General features: G+C 51.3%; 19 protein-coding genes and 3 tRNA genes. 4 read left to right on the forward strand and 18 right to left on the reverse strand.

The features are described from left to right. The first annotated feature begins 532 nt into the window (after window positions 1-532). A complete protein-coding gene (gene sleB / locus G340_RS0115525) occupies window positions 533-1,285 on the forward strand; it encodes a spore cortex-lytic enzyme (protein WP_020074561.1) in 753 nt (250 codons plus the stop codon). Between the two features lie 258 nt (window positions 1,286-1,543). Here the strand turns inward: sleB and G340_RS0115530 are convergent, their stop codons facing one another. Next, on the reverse strand, window positions 1,544-2,065 hold the full coding sequence (locus G340_RS0115530) for a hypothetical protein (protein ID WP_326522427.1): 522 nt from the start codon (window positions 2,063-2,065) through the stop codon (window positions 1,544-1,546). An 899-nt stretch (window positions 2,066-2,964) separates the two neighbouring features. Between G340_RS0115530 and G340_RS0115540 the strand changes: the two genes are divergently transcribed. Continuing rightward, window positions 2,965-3,549, forward strand: coding sequence for an MSCRAMM family protein (locus G340_RS0115540; RefSeq protein WP_020074564.1), 585 nt, complete (start codon window positions 2,965-2,967; stop codon window positions 3,547-3,549). Window positions 3,550-3,590: 41 nt separating this feature from the next. Here G340_RS0115540 and G340_RS0115545 read toward each other — a convergent pair whose 3' ends face one another. The 6 genes from G340_RS0115545 to G340_RS0115570 form a co-directional block, all read right to left on the reverse strand. Next, window positions 3,591-4,016 (reverse strand): EamA family transporter, encoded by a 426-nt coding sequence (locus tag G340_RS0115545; RefSeq protein WP_020074565.1) that lies wholly within the window; start codon window positions 4,014-4,016, stop codon window positions 3,591-3,593. A 141-nt stretch (window positions 4,017-4,157) separates the two neighbouring features. Continuing rightward, window positions 4,158-4,319, reverse strand: coding sequence for a hypothetical protein (locus G340_RS18130; RefSeq protein ID WP_020074566.1), 162 nt, complete (start codon window positions 4,317-4,319; stop codon window positions 4,158-4,160). Between the two features lie 176 nt (window positions 4,320-4,495). Next, window positions 4,496-5,011, reverse strand: coding sequence for a hypothetical protein (locus G340_RS0115555; protein ID WP_020074567.1), 516 nt, complete (start codon window positions 5,009-5,011; stop codon window positions 4,496-4,498). 4 nt (window positions 5,012-5,015) lie between these two features. Continuing rightward, a complete protein-coding gene (locus G340_RS0115560; protein WP_177309682.1) occupies window positions 5,016-5,684 on the reverse strand; it encodes an alpha/beta fold hydrolase in 669 nt (222 codons plus the stop codon). A 114-nt stretch (window positions 5,685-5,798) separates the two neighbouring features. Continuing rightward, window positions 5,799-6,392 carry a TetR/AcrR family transcriptional regulator gene (locus G340_RS0115565; RefSeq protein ID WP_020074569.1) on the reverse strand — a complete coding sequence of 198 codons (594 nt, stop codon included), beginning with the start codon at window positions 6,390-6,392 and terminating at the stop codon, window positions 5,799-5,801. A gap of 181 nt (window positions 6,393-6,573) precedes the next feature. Continuing rightward, window positions 6,574-7,248: a cyclic nucleotide-binding domain-containing protein gene (locus G340_RS0115570; RefSeq protein WP_020074570.1), complete on the reverse strand. Its 675-nt coding sequence runs from the start codon at window positions 7,246-7,248 to the stop codon at window positions 6,574-6,576. A gap of 95 nt (window positions 7,249-7,343) precedes the next feature. On the opposite strand from G340_RS0115570, the gene G340_RS0115575 reads away from it, so the two are divergent. Together G340_RS0115575 and G340_RS0115580 are read left to right on the forward strand one after the other, a co-directional pair. Next, the gene (locus tag G340_RS0115575; RefSeq protein ID WP_020074571.1) at window positions 7,344-7,766 is read left to right on the forward strand and encodes a DMT family transporter; all 423 of its coding nucleotides are present in this window, start codon (window positions 7,344-7,346) and stop codon (window positions 7,764-7,766) included. Between the two features lie 16 nt (window positions 7,767-7,782). Continuing rightward, the gene (locus G340_RS0115580; protein ID WP_020074572.1) at window positions 7,783-8,244 is read left to right on the forward strand and encodes a DMT family transporter; all 462 of its coding nucleotides are present in this window, start codon (window positions 7,783-7,785) and stop codon (window positions 8,242-8,244) included. A gap of 208 nt (window positions 8,245-8,452) precedes the next feature. On the opposite strand, the gene G340_RS0115585 is transcribed toward G340_RS0115580, so the two are convergent. From G340_RS0115585 to G340_RS0115630, 11 genes are all read right to left on the reverse strand, one after another. Next, window positions 8,453-9,040 carry a hypothetical protein gene (locus G340_RS0115585; protein ID WP_027104039.1) on the reverse strand — a complete coding sequence of 196 codons (588 nt, stop codon included), beginning with the start codon at window positions 9,038-9,040 and terminating at the stop codon, window positions 8,453-8,455. Next, window positions 9,030-9,686, reverse strand: a complete 657-nt coding sequence (locus G340_RS0115590) for an RNA polymerase sigma factor (protein WP_326522428.1) — start codon at window positions 9,684-9,686, stop codon at window positions 9,030-9,032. Before G340_RS0115590 ends, G340_RS0115585 begins: the two co-directional genes overlap by 11 nt. A 180-nt stretch (window positions 9,687-9,866) precedes the next feature. Next, a complete protein-coding gene (locus tag G340_RS17660; protein ID WP_326522429.1) occupies window positions 9,867-10,160 on the reverse strand; it encodes a hypothetical protein in 294 nt (97 codons plus the stop codon). 186 nt (window positions 10,161-10,346) lie between these two features. Then, window positions 10,347-10,829: a GNAT family N-acetyltransferase gene (locus G340_RS0115595; protein ID WP_020074575.1), complete on the reverse strand. Its 483-nt coding sequence runs from the start codon at window positions 10,827-10,829 to the stop codon at window positions 10,347-10,349. A gap of 101 nt (window positions 10,830-10,930) precedes the next feature. Continuing rightward, window positions 10,931-11,007, reverse strand: a tRNA-Val gene (locus tag G340_RS0115600). 43 nt (window positions 11,008-11,050) lie between these two features. Then, window positions 11,051-11,125: transfer RNA gene (locus G340_RS0115605), tRNA-Glu, on the reverse strand. A 2-nt stretch (window positions 11,126-11,127) separates the two neighbouring features. Beyond that, window positions 11,128-11,204, reverse strand: a tRNA-Met gene (locus tag G340_RS0115610). Between the two features lie 98 nt (window positions 11,205-11,302). After that, entirely contained in the window at window positions 11,303-12,031 is a 729-nt protein-coding gene (locus tag G340_RS0115615; protein ID WP_020074576.1) for an acyl-[acyl-carrier-protein] thioesterase, read from the reverse strand. A 120-nt stretch (window positions 12,032-12,151) separates the two neighbouring features. Then, the gene (gene serS / locus G340_RS0115620; RefSeq protein ID WP_020074577.1) at window positions 12,152-13,444 is read right to left on the reverse strand and encodes a serine--tRNA ligase; all 1,293 of its coding nucleotides are present in this window, start codon (window positions 13,442-13,444) and stop codon (window positions 12,152-12,154) included. A gap of 46 nt (window positions 13,445-13,490) precedes the next feature. After that, on the reverse strand, window positions 13,491-14,354 hold the full coding sequence (locus tag G340_RS0115625; protein WP_020074578.1) for a ParB/RepB/Spo0J family partition protein: 864 nt from the start codon (window positions 14,352-14,354) through the stop codon (window positions 13,491-13,493). Continuing rightward, window positions 14,351-15,133, reverse strand: a complete 783-nt coding sequence (locus tag G340_RS0115630; RefSeq protein ID WP_020074579.1) for a ParA family protein — start codon at window positions 15,131-15,133, stop codon at window positions 14,351-14,353. The genes G340_RS0115625 and G340_RS0115630 overlap by 4 nt, the downstream gene beginning before the upstream one ends. Window positions 15,134-15,136 lie beyond the last annotated feature (3 nt).

Raw genomic sequence — 15,136 nt, forward strand, 5'->3', positions numbered from 1 at the left:
CCAGCGTTCGTCCTGAGCCAGGATCAAACTCTCTAAAATATGGTATTAAAACGGCTTGAAGCCGGTCTAAACTATTTTAGAGCATTTTATCTGCTCAATAGTACGCTTTCGCGTTTCTCAGTTTTTATAGAGTTCTGAAAACTCTTATCCGGAAGTACTCACTTCTCGTTTCCAAGAAGCTTTCTCTCAAAAATTACGGGTTCCTTCTTGTCTTTCTCGTTGTTTAATTTTCAAGGTCCTGTCCGATTCTACCGGGCTTTTCGGCCTTTCGTTTCGTGCGCCGTTTCGTAAGGCGCTTGACTATAATACCAAACCATTCCTCTATTGTCAATGCTTTTTTTGAAGTTTTTTCGGTTTTTTTTAAAAATATCTCTTTTTCGACTTGTTTTTTCAGGTTTTAAGCCATTTTTCGACCTTTTCAGGCGAAAAGGAGTTTTACTGTTTCTGAAGAAAGCTTCTTTCGCCGCCGAATAAATCCGTTCTGTATGGGAATTCTTTTCTCAAGGACTGATAGAATGGATTGTGATAACTGATGAAGCATGCCCAAGAAAGAGAGTATAAGGAATTTGGAAAATACATCTGGCGCATTCTAATGATCCTGCTCGTAAATCTGCTGATGATCTCCATTGTCAGCGGCGTAGGCGAGCAGGCCATGATACGCCTGCGTGGAGGCACCTCTCTCGAAACGCTTTCGAGAGTCGGTTCGCGCGGTAACGAGGTCAAGCAGATTCAAACCAAGCTGAAAAACTGGGGCTATTACTCCGGCAGTGTGGATGGGATCTACGGCGAACAGACGAAGCAGGCCGTCATCAAGTTTCAAAAAAAGAACAGACTGACGGCAGACGGCGTCGCCGGGCCGCAAACCCTCAAAGCGATGGGGATCACCACCTCCTCTTCCTCAGGAAGCGCTGGCGGCGGGCAGGGGCAGTATAGCAGCGGCGACGTCGACCTTCTCGCACGCATCATCTCCGCGGAATCGCGCGGTGAACCTTACGCGGGCCAGGTTGCTGTGGGTGCGGTAATCCTCAACCGCATTTCGCACCCTTCGTTCCCCAACACGCTTGCGGGCGTGATCTATCAGCCGGGTGCGTTCTCGTGCCTGAACGACGGCGGCATCAACGCGCCGGTAGCAGATTCTGCCTATAAGGCCGCGCGCGACGCGATCAACGGCTCCGACCCGTCCGGCGGAGCGATATACTATTATAATCCCGCCAAATCGACAAGCAAGTGGATTTTCTCTCGCAAGGTCATTACAACGATCGGCAAGCACCGCTTTGCAATATAAGCTATATATAATAGTATATCAGAAGATCCTCAAAGGCCGGAGTTGTTTCTTTCACAATTCGTTCCCCATTTAATATTTTTGACGGTAACGACGCATTCCCCGGCGCAGAATTTTCACCGCCTCAAGCTGTTGAATTTCAGTATAAAAAAACAATACCTTTACTCTAAAGATGCGATATTACCAAACAGCAAGAGAAATTAAAATAACAGACGCCTCCGTTGTAGTGGAGGCGTCTGTTATTTTAGCACCTATATTGGATTACTTCTGAAAATTCAAAAAAATCTGTTTGACCTCTTCCGCGCGCTTCTCGTGAACCTCTCCGGTCTGCGTGTCGGAATAAACCATCAGGTAATCGCCGTTCAAAGTGGCGGGAACCTGCTTCTCCATAATGGTGAAAGTGCCCTTCTCCTTCACATCTGCCAGAACTTTCTGTGCGGCTTCATTTTGATCGGAAGGATCGTACCGATACAATTCCAGCGTAATGTTATCTTTGCCCTCAAAGCTGCCGCGGTACCTGACGCCTTCCTTGGCGCCAATCAAGCCTGCTTCCATGGAGATGGGCTCACCTTCCGCCACTCCCTTGGCCATCATATACTGCTGCAGGCCTTTCAGGGAGTTTTCATACTTTACCTCAGCCTGGCTGCTCTGCGCCGGCTGAGAAGACGACGCCGCTGCCTGAGACGCCGCCGCCTTGCTGGCCATGTATTCCGCACTGCCAACATCGCCCGCGCCGCATCCCGCAAAAGAAACCGCCATAACCCCGGCGGTTACAATAGCCATCCATTTTTTCATAGGGGATTAACCTCTCTTTTTGTCTATTTACAATGATTATAACAGGATAAAATCCAGAAAATTCCGTTTTGCCGTAATCTTTAAAAAGATCCGAAAGCCTGTCCTGTTTCCATATTCTCCCGGCCGCCGAAAGCGTTGCTTTTCATTGCAGCGTAAGGTTATTATGACAGAACAAAGCCAAGAAGATTCCGCTTTCTCAAAATCCTTTTTTTCAAGACGTAATAGATGTATTATACCGTATCTCTCGAAAAAAAGCAACCGGGCAGCTTGCCCCTCTGCCGCCTGCCCGGCAAAGCCGCGGCCACATATTCCCCGTCTGTCTGCCGCATTTCAAATGAAAAAATCTTGTAAAACAACTTGTCTGTTTGAGATGATATGCAAATTTTAGCTGCGGTATTCGTTGAAAAAAATAAGAGATTTGCTCTGATTTTGAATTCTGCGGGAAGATATAGCCGCACACGCCGCCAAAAGAGCACATATACTGAAACGGAGGTAGTGCTCCCGAAATCAAGAAAAAGGACTGTGCCTTATATGAACCACTGTCGAAATATCGGTTCCCTCAATTTGTATTGTTATACAGAACAGCTGCCGCTTTGCAGGGCCTGCATCTTTCTTACGGATTCCGCCGGAACCTGCGTCGGCAGCGGAATCACAAACAGTTGGGGAATGGTATGTCTCCCTTTTTACCATGACGGATTTTACCGGATTTGGGCAGCGGACAGCAGTCCCTTTCAACCTGTTGCGCAGGGCTTGGGGATTTGCCTGAACACACTCTGCCCCAAGTGCCTGGCTTTCCCATTTCGCACAGCAGGGGAGGGTTCTTTGCTGATCACCCTGCGGGACAAAAACTACCCCGAATATACCTTACCAAAAGGAGTTTTTACTTTATGGCGGATATACTGATTGGCAGCGCCCTGACGAACGAAAACGGACTGGCCGCATTTACAGGTCTGCCGCCCGGAACCTACAAATACGTGCAGGCCAGCGCTCCAACAGGCTATACTCTGGATCCCACGGAATACACGATCACCATTTCCACTGCGACTCCCGTAGAGGAAGATCACACCAATTCGCCGACAGAGACAGGCACCATCACGGTGACGAAGCACGTTGCGGGATTCCCCAATTTTGTGCTGCCGGGTGCAACCTTTAAGCTGGCGGACAGCAACGACAAGCCCCTGGTTTCTGTTTCTTCTCCCACAGACAGCAACGGAGCCATTTCGTTCCCGAACGTGATGACCATTACCGGCACACCTCAGACGTATCACCTGACGGAGGTAGCCGCTCCTGCCGGGTACGAGCCGAATACCACAGAATTTAACGTTGAGGTAGACGTTGGTCAGACTGCGGAACAGAATGTTCCCAATACGCCGTCTGTTCAGGGTGCTCTCGACATTACCCTTACCGATGCAAACTATACGGAATATGGCCTGCAGGGATCAAACTACAACCTGTTTTTGGTCACTCCCTAAGCACAGCGAGAAGGGCCGGCGTTTTGCCGGCCCTTCCTGTTTTATTTGGCTATGAGGAAAATGCCCAGCACACAGACGCCCATCCCGACCAGCTGGCGGGCAGAGAAGCTCTCTTTGAAAAAGGCAAGGCCGACCACAAGCAGCACACACGCAAGCCCTGCGTTCGCCACCAGCGAGCCCATGCCCACCTTCCACCCTGCGCGGTACACAAGCAGATACCCCAGCTCCAGCGCTATAATCGCAAGCCCCAGCGCAAAGCTTGTCCAATTGACCTTATGTACCTCCTGCAGCAGATCTTTATTTTCTCCCACCAGAAAAAACAAAATCAATGAGCCGGCCGCGGCCGTCAGATAGGTAACGGTAAGAGAAGCCAGCGGCTCCACGGTGAGCGGGGTTGATTTTGCGCACACATGGTACAGCGCGTTCGCTCCGATCACCATGAAAATCGGCCAAATATAATTCCACATACATCCTCCTGAAAAAATCGCAAACAAGAAAGATCCTTGTTTGCGATAGGGCTTCAAACGCTTTTCATTTGTTTTGGTCTCTATGAGGTTCTCATTCACAAAGTGTCGGGAAAAAGAGCCCCCCGCCCCCCGCGGCAGATTTTATTCCTTGCCGTGTCTGGTAAGCGCCCAGGCCACCAGGGCAATGACTACGATGATGACTGCAACAGCCGCAATGGCCAAAATACCCAGCATACTCATACCTGTAGGTTCCGAAGACACGATAATAGAGGTTGGGCCGTCCGCACTTCCGATTACTCCCATGTCTGTCGTATCCTTTCTTTTTTTTATTTTATGATTGAAATGATACCATTTCCAGCCATCTTTGTAAAGAGTTCCGCCCGGGCACGGTGTGGGGCTTCGGCGCTTTCCCCCTTGCCAAACGCATCGTATTCTCAATCGCGTCTGAAAGAGATGTTTGAGAGCCGCTTGTTCCGCTCTTACCAGAGCGCGAATTTCAGGACTGCAAAATCGATGGCGGCAAAGGCAAGGGCAAACAGTGTCATATAAATGCACCCTTTCCCAAAACCGACCAGATGAAACCAATAATCCTTATACCCCTTGCAGCCCTCCGTGCCGGGCAAGATAAAGCTCTTCGGGGTAATCGTGCAGAACAGCAGCCAATCCATCACCAGAAGGTCCACCACATTCCAGGACATGCAGATGATCCACAGGTGCAAAAGCACCGTGCCGAACGACACCGGGGCGGCGGCGTAGTGAACCAGCCCCGCCGCGAGCAGCGTACCGATCAAAATGACATAGCAGAATACAGTAAACCGGATTCCGCTCCGGCGCTGTGCGGACGAAGGCTCCGGCAGGCGGGCTGCCGCACGGGCATCCGGCGGATAATCGTGCACCAGGAGCCAGGGATAGCGGTAGAATAAAAACAGCAGCATCATGATCCACAGAGCGGACCAGATTAAACCCTCGAAAACAGCGGACAGTACAGGCGACATCGCTTCATTCCTCCTTCAACAGCTTGGCAAATTCAAGCGGACTTTGCATTAAAAAACCGCAGTGGCCAAAGCCCGGCTTTACCACCAGGGAAAAATCCGGCCGATTCTCCAGATCCTTTTTCCGGTGCTGGTAATTGGGGTCCTCCCCGCCGTAAACCAGAATAATCTTTGTGCCGCCGCCCGGAATATGCCGCGGCAGCTGAGGGCCAAAGCATGTTTCACAGGAGCGGCGGATCGTACCGCGGGTGAGGCTTCGGCAGGAATGCCGCATTTCTGCACCGAATTCCCCGTAGTGCGCATCAAACACATTGGGGGCCTCCGGAGCGGCCTGCACCGCCTGAACCAGCTGCCAAAAGCTCTTCGTATTTTCCGCTGCCTGCACAGCACTCCAGCCAAAAGGCGGACTGTCCAGTACCAGACGGCGAATCGGGAGCCGGCGGCGCTGCCACAGCCCCCAGGCCAGCATGGCGCCCAATGAGCTGCCTGCCGCAGCGGCGAGCTCCCGAACCTGCTTTTCCTTTAAACAGGCCTCAACCCGCTCCAGCTCTTCCCCGGTGCCGGGGTACTCCGTTTTTTCGTCGGGGTCGTACCCGTCCAGTGTGGGGATCACCAGAAAATAATCCTGTGCCAGTGCCGGAATCAGAGCCTCAAACAATCTGCCTGTGGTAAACATGGTGTGCAGCAGCAATATGCATGGCTTTTCTTTGGATCCACAGGTGTTTATTCGCATGGTCGGCCTTCTCTCCTAGTTGGTTTCATGTAACGCAGGTGCAAAGAAAAGAACTTTTCACCTTTCCTCTGTAAAAACGCAGGAAAACAACAGCCCATACATTTTTTGGAGCGTACGCTCCAGCGCGTCGGCATGCAGCTGGGCCTGATTGATCTGGGCCAGCGCCATGATCTTCAGTAGATTTGCCACCAGATGTTCATCCAGATCGGCGCGCACTCCCTCCATTCTCCCGAACAGCCGCATCATCACCTGCGATTCGTGCCGAGCATCCGGAAAGCATTCCGGCGGCAGGGCGGCGCGCAGCTTTTCCTCCTCCTCGGCGGTCAAATACTGGTAGATGCTCCGTTCGCTGAAAATGATTTTTTTCAGGAATTCCTTTGCCTGCGGAATCGGCAGCTTTTCCCGCCCGGCCAAAAGCTGCTGAAAAGAATCCATCAGCTGCGCGCGCAGATATTCCATTATTTCATAGACAAAGCGTTCCTTACTCGGGAAAAAATGATAAAAGGTACTTTTGCCGAGGCCTACGGCAGCCGTCACCTTTTCTACCGACGTATGGGTCATGCCGTACTGCCGGATTAAATCGTAGCCCGCCTCCAGCATCTGAACCCGCACTTCTTCCCGCTCTTGCCAGTCGAATTTTTTCGGCGCCATGGGATCCTCCTTTCTCGGGACTATTTTTCGTAAATAAAATGACCATTATCTATATTTTGGTCGCAAAATGAGAATACCACCATTTCCCCAGCTTGTCAAGACAAACAAAAAAGGCTCCCCGCAGTGCGAAGAGCCCACCGATTTTCTATTCAAACCGGGCAGCAAATATGCGGGTGTGACCTTACTGGCGGTACACATTCCCCGCAATCTTTTCGAGAGCCTCGGTATTTGCCAGCCGGTAGCCGGCCTTTGTCTTTTGCAGCAGGCCCTTATCGCAGAGGCTGCGGAAGGTGCGCAGCAAGTGCCGCAGGCTGCAGCCGAGGGTTTCGGCCAGCAGCGTGTAATTGGCCGAAAAGACCCCGTTTTTCTGCATGACAAGCACATACCCCACCAGCCGCTGCTCCAGCGGGTACAGCAGGTTAATGGCAATATTCGCGTTGTTTCGTTCCGTTTTGGCACAGGTCTGGCGGCACACAAACTGCAAAAAGGAGTTGTCGGCCAACAGCTGCTCCCGCTGGTCCTGAACGAAAGCCGCAAGGCAGTATGTTTCGGTAAGCGCCTGCACATTCGTTTTGGCTACGGGGTCACCAAACAGCTCAAACTCCCCGATCACCTGAATGTCGTCGTAAAGGCACAGCAGCACAGTGCGGCCGTTCTCGAGCGTTTTGAATACCTTGCAGCTGCCGGCGAGCAAAATCAGAAAGCAGCCGGCCTGCTGGCCCTCCGTGTACAAAAGCTCCCCCGCATCGAACCGACATAAGCGAAAGCACCGAAACGCCGCGTCGGACAATTCCGACCGAACGCTGCGCACCTGCTCCATCAATTCCGGCTTTTGCCCAAGCTCCAGATACTTCATCGGATTTCTCCCCTTCTATGACATCTGTCATAACCGCTCCCGCGGATTCTGTGCAATAATAATACCATAAATCTAAGCGCGGAAGGGGCCTTTCGATGAACTTTTTCCTTTTGCTTGTGAGCGGCATCTGTTTGGGGCTGATGGTCAGCCTGAACGGAAGACTCGCCGCCGACTTTAATCTGTTCGAGGTCAGCTTTCTGGTTCACCTGATCGGGGCAGTGATGCTGCTGGCCGCCGCAAAGCTGTTTCAAAAAGAAAAAATTCAGCTTATGGGCGCCCCACGCTATGTGTATTTCGTGGGGTTTATGGGCGTTGCGGTCATCGTGATGACCAGCCTGAGCACCGCGTACATCGGCGCGGCCCTCACCATGGTGCTCTCCATCACCGCGCAGCTGGTGGGCTCCGCCGTTGTAGATCATTTTGGATGGTTCCGCGTTCCGGTCAACAAATTCAACTGGCGGCGGGTTCCCGCCTTTGCGGTGATCCTGACCGGTCTGCTCCTGATGATTTTCTCATAAAAGAAGGAGAAACTATATGCTGTTCTTTGTCCTGCTCGCCGCGGTCAACGGCTTTGTCACCGTTATCAATAAGATGATCAACCTGGAGGCAAAAAAATCCCTTGGCACAATCAACGGAACTCTCATCAATTATTTAGAGGCAACCCTGATTTCCCTTGTGATCGTCCTTCTGCTCGGCGACAGCCGTCTTGCCGACCTCTCTCACTGGTCCGCGGTTCCGCTGGTTCATCTGCTGGGCGGTGTCTTCGGCCTTGTGGCAATGGTGCTGACCGTAATCGCGATGGAACGGGTACGGGTTTCGTACTCAACCATCATCCTGCTGGCCGCCCAGTTGGGCACCGGCTTTGTTCTGGACGCCGTTGCGGCGGGAAAAGTCGTGCCTCTCAAGCTGATTGGCCTGCTCATTGTAATCGCCGGTATCTTCCTCGACCAGATGGCTACCGGTCGGAGTACGGAGACACTCCAGGAGCAGGAGTAAATACGAAAACAGCCGCCCGTTGGCACAGTAAACCTGCCGATAACAACAGGCTGAAAAGGACATGGCTTGCCATTCGGCAAGCCATGTCCTTTGTGTATTTCTCCAGCATCCGGCCTCGGCAGTTTCATATTGGGGCAGACGCTATGCGCTCTCATTCTGCACACGCGGGGAATCGTCAATGATGCGCAGCGCCATCGATGCCGATCCATCAGTTTCCATTGTCTGCGCTGATATAGCGGTTGGGACTGAAAGAATACCCGTCGCGGTATTTTACGGTCAAATACAATTCGTTCCCATCATGAATCAGTTTCACATAACACACACCGTTATCAAATTTATCTGTAATGTCAAGCGCCTGATCATAATAATAAACCCACACCGTACCGTCATCCTGATACGAAACATCGGGTTCATTCAGATGTTCCATTATTTCATCTTCGGTAAGAGGACGCTCTTTGCCGTCTGGCTCGATGGCGACGCCTCCGCCTCCTTCTTCCCGCACCGTTCCATCCTTTTTTTTCTGCGACAGATGGTATGAGCCGTCATCACGAATGTCCAGAATAGCGTCTGTTCGGTCGCCTTCAAACCATATCTGTACGGTTCTTTGAATTCCCCCGACATCCGCCGCATAAGCAACGGAGGCTGTGCCGAGCGCAAGAACAACCGCCAGACATATTGCCACCGCTTTCGGCAACTTAATTTTATGCATTGTATTCATTTGTTTTGCTCCTTTGTAGTAATCCGTAGAGGTATGAACAGCTGAAAACGCCCTTTGGTATCTTTCATTAAGATTCATTGTCCCATTCCTCCTTTAGCATTTCTTTTAAGAGCATTCTTCCTCTGCCAAGCTGACTTTTCACGGTGTTCTCACGCTTTTTCAATATGTCGGCGATTTCCCGAACGGAATATCCTTCGTAATAATACAGATGAATGGCAATCCGATACTTCTGCGGCAGCTGCATCACCGCTTCAAAAAGCCGGCTGTCCTCCGGTTCTTCAAAAACCAAAGTTTCCACATATTCTTCCAGCGTTTCTTTGTGCTTTCTCCAAAATGACAATGTGATATCCTTTGCCCGGTTAATCGTCACACGGATCAGCCACGCTTTCAAATTTGTTTCATCATCAAATTCTTTCTTGGACGAATGATATTTAATGAAAGTATCCTGAACCACGTCATCTGCATCGGCAGGGTTGCGACATATGTTGAATGCAATTCTGAAAAGCCGGTCGCCATACCTTTGCACCGTCTCTTCTGTTGACAATCTCATAAAATGCTCCTTATTGTTTGTCATGAAGGCCTTCAATAATATTACGATTGAGAATGCGGTTTGGTTGCATTTTATCACGACGGGCATAAAAAAAGTACACCAGCCTGAAATGAAAGCTGGTGTACCAATAGGTATGTGTGCTCCGGTATAACATAAAAAATCAGACTGAATCATTTTGCAAGCCACGTTAAATTGGGGTTGTATCCTATTTGTAAGATGTGCATTTGTGCGATCGCGTCCTCAAATAGTATCATCAAGAACTCCAATAAGTATGGTTCTTCCGGTAATGCTCATAATGAGCGCTCAAAATTGTGCCAAGGCTACTTATTTGCATGAATTAGGTTAGTCACACACCTAATTCTCAAAAGGATTACAGCCATCCATTACCTCTTGTATAACCACAACAGGGTCGGATATTAGTCCACATTTGTCATCCTCCGGATATGTCACAGCAACCGAAGGCTGATTTCCTGCATATGCTATCATACTTTGCATTGAGTCCCACTTTGTACACAAGAAGAAATGTGCATATTTACCCTGTTCAACAATTTTCAAATAAGCGCCTCTATTTCCGTTTAACGCCATAGTATCTTTCACGCCTGTCTCATATTCATATTTCTCAAATTCATTTCTATTTTGAATCGGCACAATCCCATGCCATTTCTTGAAATCATAATTCGCACTTTTCCTTTCAGTTGGATAAACAACGGGTAGCTTCCTTCATTTTAACATAGGTAAAACAAAAAGTCATACAGGAGTTGAAATCCTCATGTATGACTTTACTTTGTGTATCAGGTCAAAATAGATGTATCGCGTCCCCCTTTGTTATCAAAGTTATAACGCCAAATACAGGAAACAAGTGTCTGGCACCGGTGTTTCATAATAGGGAGGGGTTTCTATAAACCCCAAACTTTTATAAAGCCCTCTAGCGCTTTCCATCGAAAACAGCGTATCTAACACAATCGACTGATAGCCAATCGCTTTGGCCTCCTGAACCACCTGCTCTGCAAGCAATCTCCCAATATGAAGGCCCCGGAACTGTGTGCGGACATAAAGCCTTTTTATTTCTGCTTTTTGAGTATCCAGTTTGCGTAAACCGATGCAGCCAGCGGCCATTCCGTCCACATACGCAATGTACAACCTACCGTCCGGTTTAGCATACTTTCCGGGCAGACATAAATACTCCTCTGTGTAATTTTGATAGGATAAATCAATACCAAGCCAGGATGTGTATTCTTGAAAAAGCGCTTTGATATCCTTTAAATTACCATAACCTTCTTTTATTTCAATATCCTTAAGCAACCTCGTGTTGTACATGCGATCTAAAATTCAACTGATTTCATCGCTCAGTTTTTTTATTACAACATAAAAACAGGCTGAAACTGATACAATTTCGCATCAATTTCGACCTGTTTTTTTGGTGGACGCAGAGGGACTCGAACCCACGACCTCTCGCGTGTGAGGCGAACGCTCTAACCAGCTGAGCTATGCGTCCGAATAACGATTCCCCCGAAGGAATCGGGGGAATCCTGCTTGTGTGGTGACCCGGACGGGATTCGAACCCGTGAACCCGCCGTGAAAGGGCGGTGTCTTAACCACTTGACGACCGGGCCGCTGGTAGCGGCAAATGGACTTGAACCATCGACACTTCGGGTATGAACCGAATGCTCTAGCCAACTGAGCTATGCCGCCATAGAAACAACGCACAAGCGGAGCGTTATTAATTATATTATATACTTGTCCCTGTTGTCAATACAAAAATCGAAAATATATTTTTATATAGAAAAGAATCACTCCACCCGGCCCACATATTCAAAGCTGACGCCGCGCGGATTCACGCCGCGCATCAAAATCTGCCCGTCGCGCTCGTCGCGCTGAATCTGCAGCACCTCGCCCTCGCGGCTTTCCAGAACATAATGAATCTGGAACTCGCGCAGCGCGCGCCCGTGCATTCCGCCCGGAACGTAATCGCAGAAAATATCGCTGTAAACCGAGTTATTCACATGTCCGTTATAATCCAGATCAGAATATCTCACTTCTCGTTCCCCCACAACGGGCATTTCTTTTGGTAAATTCATGCGATCCAGCTTCTGCCCCGTATTGTCGCCTGCGCCAACCCCGTAATCCAGAAAAGCCTTTGGGCGCAGCAACCTGTGCTCCTGCGTGCTGACAACGACGGAGGCCTGCAAAACCTCCGCCAGATGCTCGTCGCCGCAGTAAAAATTAAAGCTGCGGTAAAACTGCACGCCGACCACCCCGCACGCGCGCGTGACTATAGTGACGGGGTCGTGCTGGCGCGGCCAGCGGTGTACCATTCCGCCTGCGCGGGTAAACACAAAAACAATTCCGTCGCCCTGCATCTTCTCGTGCGTCAGCCCGTAGCAGGCCAGGTGCAACTCACAGACCTCCTGACAGTAGCGCAGCATTGCAGACGGACGCAGGGTATTGTTCGCATCCATATCGTATGTTGTCAGTTTCACCTGCTGTGTGTATTCACTCAATTTTGCATTCAGACCCATCTCTACGCTCCTTTGAAAGAACCGCCCCGGAAGTGCTCCCGGGGCGGATAAAAAGTAACTGTTCCGCCCGTTTCTAAACGGTGATCGGTTCGTTTTACCGGCGGGATAAGGCGCCGCGGCTTATTCCGGGAATTTGATGACATCTACGCCCATGAACGGGCGCAGAACCTCCGGAATCGTGACGCTGCCGTCCTCATTCTGGTAATTTTCCAGAATCGCTGCAACGGTGCGGCCTACTGCCACGCCGGAGCCGTTCAGGGTATGCACCAGCTGTGCCTTGTCGCGCTGAGTTGCCTTAAAGCGAATCTGTGCGCGGCGCGCCTGAAAATCCTCAAAGTTCGAGCAGGAGGATATTTCCACATAGCGGTTGTAGGAGGGCATCCAGACCTCGATGTCGTAGGTTTTGGCGGCGGAGAAGCCCAAGTCGCCGGTGGAGAGACAAACCACACGGTACGGCAGGCCCAAAAGCTGCAAAACGCGCTCGGCGTCGTTTGTGAGGGATTCCAGCTCCTGATAGGAACTGGCGGGGTCGGCGAACTTGACCAGCTCCACCTTGTTGAATTGATGCTGACGGATCAGGCCGCGGGTATCGCGACCGGCGGAACCCGCCTCCGCACGGAAGCAGGCGGAATACGCGCAGTACTTGATCGGCAGGCTGGCGCCCTCCAGAATCTCGCTGCGGTGCATGTTCGTCACCGGCACCTCCGCAGTGGGAATCAAAAAGTAATCCTCGGCGGTATCTTTATTAATCACCTTGTATGCGTCCATCTCGAACTTCGGCAATTGGCCGGTGCCGGTCATGGACGCGCGGTTGACCATGAAGGGCGGGAACACCTCGGTGTACCCGTTTTCAATATGCGTATTCAAAAAGAAGTTGATAATAGCGCGCTCCAAGCGTGCGCCGAGCCCCTTATAAAAGTGGAAGCGCGCGCCCGTGACCTTGGCGGCCGTTTCGGGATCGAGAATTCCAAGCTCTTTGCCCAGGTCCCAGTGAGGTTTCGGTTCAAAATCGAACTGAGTGGGCTCGTGCCAGCGGCGCAGCTCTTTGTTCTCGGTATCGTCCTTACCCAAAGGCACATCCGCCGCCGGAATATTCGGCAGAGTCAGGAGCAGGCCGCGCTGCTTTTCCTCCAGCTCGCCAAGCTGTGCATCCTTTTCTTTGATCTGGTCGGAAAGCTGCTTGAGCCGGGCCATCAGCTCGGCAGTATCTTTCCCCTCTTTTCTCAAGATGGGGATCTGCTTGGTATCCGCATTCTGCTGGGCCTTCAGTGCTTCCGTTTCACCGGTGACGCGGCGGCGGTCCGTATCAATCTGCAAAATGGAATCGATCACCTGATCTGCATCCATATTTCTGCTTTTCATTGCCGCTTTGACTCGATCCGCATTTTCCCGGATTACTTTCATATCCAACATGTGAGTTCTTCTCCTTTATTTTTAGTGCGCGGGACGCCGTGCCGGTTCAGTCTGTGTGAAAGCGCAGACTGTTGACCAGATTCGCCAAATCCTCTTCGCCATAAAATTCAATTTGCAGGATTCCCTTGTTCTTACCGCCTTCCACCTTTACCTTGCGGCCCAGGTGGGTATTGAGTGCAAGCTCAACCTCCTCAAAATAACGGGGCTTCTTTTTCCCGGGCGGGGCCGGCTCCGCCTCCGCTTCATGTGACAGGAACTTCTTTACCATTTTTTCCAATTCCCTGACAGAAATACCATGCTTTACCGTCAGCTGCGCCATTTCGAGCATGTCCTGTGCCGATTCGATCGGCAGCAGCGTCCTCGCGTGCCCGGCGGAAAGCTTTCCCTGCGCAACCAGCTCGCGAACAGCCTGCGGCAGATTCAAAAGCCGCAGAGCGTTTGCCACGGCAGGCCGCGATTTGCCGACGATTTTCGCAATCTCCTCCTGCGTCAGACCGTAGGATTCCATCAGGGTCTGATATCCCTGCGCCTCTTCGAGCGCGGTCAAATCCTCGCGCTGCAAATTTTCGATCAGCGCGAGCTGCATCACCTGCTGGTCGGTCATTTCGCGCACCACGGCGGGCACTTCGGTCAGCCCAGCCATCCGCGCCGCGCGCCAGCGGCGTTCCCCCGCCACAATTTGGTAACCTCCGCTGACGAGCGGCCTGACCAGAAGCGGCTGCAAAATTCCGTGCTGAGAAATAGAATCTGCCAGCTCGGCCAAAGCGCCCTCGTCAAACTGCTTTCTGGGCTGCGAGCGGTTTGGCTCAATTTCCCGCAGAGGCAGCGCGATGGAGGAGTTCTGATTCTCCGTATCGTTTTCTGCAAAGATGGCGTCCAGGCCCTTTCCGAGACCGCCTCTTTTTTTCATTCCGTACGCCCCTCTCCCTGATTATTCTGAATGATTTCCAAAGCCAGCGCTTCATAGGCGGCGGAGCCCTTCGACGCGCGGTCGAAATACAGCACCGGCTTGCCAAAGCTCGGCGCTTCGGATAGCCGCACTGTGCGCGGCACAACGGTGGCGAATACCTTGCGGGGGAAATACCGCTTCACCTCATCCACAACCTGTTGGGTCAGGTTCAGGCGCCCGTCGTACATGGTGAGCAGTACGCCCTCAATATCGAGCTGTTCATTGTACTGCCGCTTGACGCGCCGCACAGAATTCATCAGCTGCGAAAGGCCCTCGAGTGCGTAATATTCGCACTGAACCGGCACCAGCAGCGTATCTGCAAGGCAAAGCGCATTTGTCGTGATGATTCCCAGCGAGGGAGGGCAATCCATAATGATGTAATCGTATTCTCCGCGCAGCGGCAAAATTGCGCGCCGCAGAACAGATTCCCGGTTTTTCATACTGACAAGCTCCAGCTCGGCCGCGGCCAAATCCATACTGGAGGGAATTAAATCCAGATTCTGAAAGCCTGTATGAATCAAAACCTCGCTTGGTTGTGCCTCATCCAAGAGGATTTCGTAAACGGTATTTTTCAGCTTGCGGCGGTCTACCCCCACACCGCTGGAGGAATTCCCCTGCGGATCGATATCGACCAAGAGTGTTTTCTTCCCCAAACTCCCAAGAGAAGCCGCCAAATTAACGGCGGTGGTTGTCTTCCCCACACCGCCCTTTTGGTTTGCGATCGCAATGATTTTTCCCATACC

This window comes from Faecalispora sporosphaeroides DSM 1294 (genome assembly GCA_000383295.1).
GTDB lineage: Bacteria > Bacillota > Clostridia > Oscillospirales > Acutalibacteraceae > Faecalispora > Faecalispora sporosphaeroides.

What these genes read in the sequence shown, in the direction of transcription:
- sleB (WP_020074561.1), top strand. Translation starts at nt 533, where the DNA reads ATGAAGCATGCCCAAGAAAGAGAGTATAAGGAATTTGGAAAATACATC.
- G340_RS0115530 (WP_326522427.1), bottom strand. Translation starts at nt 2,065, where the DNA reads ATGGCTATTGTAACCGCCGGGGTTATGGCGGTTTCTTTTGCGGGATGC.
- G340_RS0115540 (WP_020074564.1), top strand. Translation starts at nt 2,965, where the DNA reads ATGGCGGATATACTGATTGGCAGCGCCCTGACGAACGAAAACGGACTG.
- G340_RS0115545 (WP_020074565.1), bottom strand. Translation starts at nt 4,016, where the DNA reads ATGTGGAATTATATTTGGCCGATTTTCATGGTGATCGGAGCGAACGCG.
- G340_RS18130 (WP_020074566.1), bottom strand. Translation starts at nt 4,319, where the DNA reads ATGGGAGTAATCGGAAGTGCGGACGGCCCAACCTCTATTATCGTGTCT.
- G340_RS0115555 (WP_020074567.1), bottom strand. Translation starts at nt 5,011, where the DNA reads ATGTCGCCTGTACTGTCCGCTGTTTTCGAGGGTTTAATCTGGTCCGCT.
- G340_RS0115560 (WP_177309682.1), bottom strand. Translation starts at nt 5,684, where the DNA reads ATGTTTACCACAGGCAGATTGTTTGAGGCTCTGATTCCGGCACTGGCA.
- G340_RS0115565 (WP_020074569.1), bottom strand. Translation starts at nt 6,392, where the DNA reads ATGGCGCCGAAAAAATTCGACTGGCAAGAGCGGGAAGAAGTGCGGGTT.
- G340_RS0115570 (WP_020074570.1), bottom strand. Translation starts at nt 7,248, where the DNA reads ATGAAGTATCTGGAGCTTGGGCAAAAGCCGGAATTGATGGAGCAGGTG.
- G340_RS0115575 (WP_020074571.1), top strand. Translation starts at nt 7,344, where the DNA reads ATGAACTTTTTCCTTTTGCTTGTGAGCGGCATCTGTTTGGGGCTGATG.
- G340_RS0115580 (WP_020074572.1), top strand. Translation starts at nt 7,783, where the DNA reads ATGCTGTTCTTTGTCCTGCTCGCCGCGGTCAACGGCTTTGTCACCGTT.
- G340_RS0115585 (WP_027104039.1), bottom strand. Translation starts at nt 9,040, where the DNA reads ATGAATCTTAATGAAAGATACCAAAGGGCGTTTTCAGCTGTTCATACC.
- G340_RS0115590 (WP_326522428.1), bottom strand. Translation starts at nt 9,686, where the DNA reads ATGATTCAGTCTGATTTTTTATGTTATACCGGAGCACACATACCTATT.
- G340_RS0115595 (WP_020074575.1), bottom strand. Translation starts at nt 10,829, where the DNA reads ATGTACAACACGAGGTTGCTTAAGGATATTGAAATAAAAGAAGGTTAT.
- G340_RS0115615 (WP_020074576.1), bottom strand. Translation starts at nt 12,031, where the DNA reads ATGGGTCTGAATGCAAAATTGAGTGAATACACACAGCAGGTGAAACTG.
- serS (WP_020074577.1), bottom strand. Translation starts at nt 13,444, where the DNA reads ATGTTGGATATGAAAGTAATCCGGGAAAATGCGGATCGAGTCAAAGCG.
- G340_RS0115625 (WP_020074578.1), bottom strand. Translation starts at nt 14,354, where the DNA reads ATGAAAAAAAGAGGCGGTCTCGGAAAGGGCCTGGACGCCATCTTTGCA.
- G340_RS0115630 (WP_020074579.1), bottom strand. Translation starts at nt 15,133, where the DNA reads ATGGGAAAAATCATTGCGATCGCAAACCAAAAGGGCGGTGTGGGGAAG.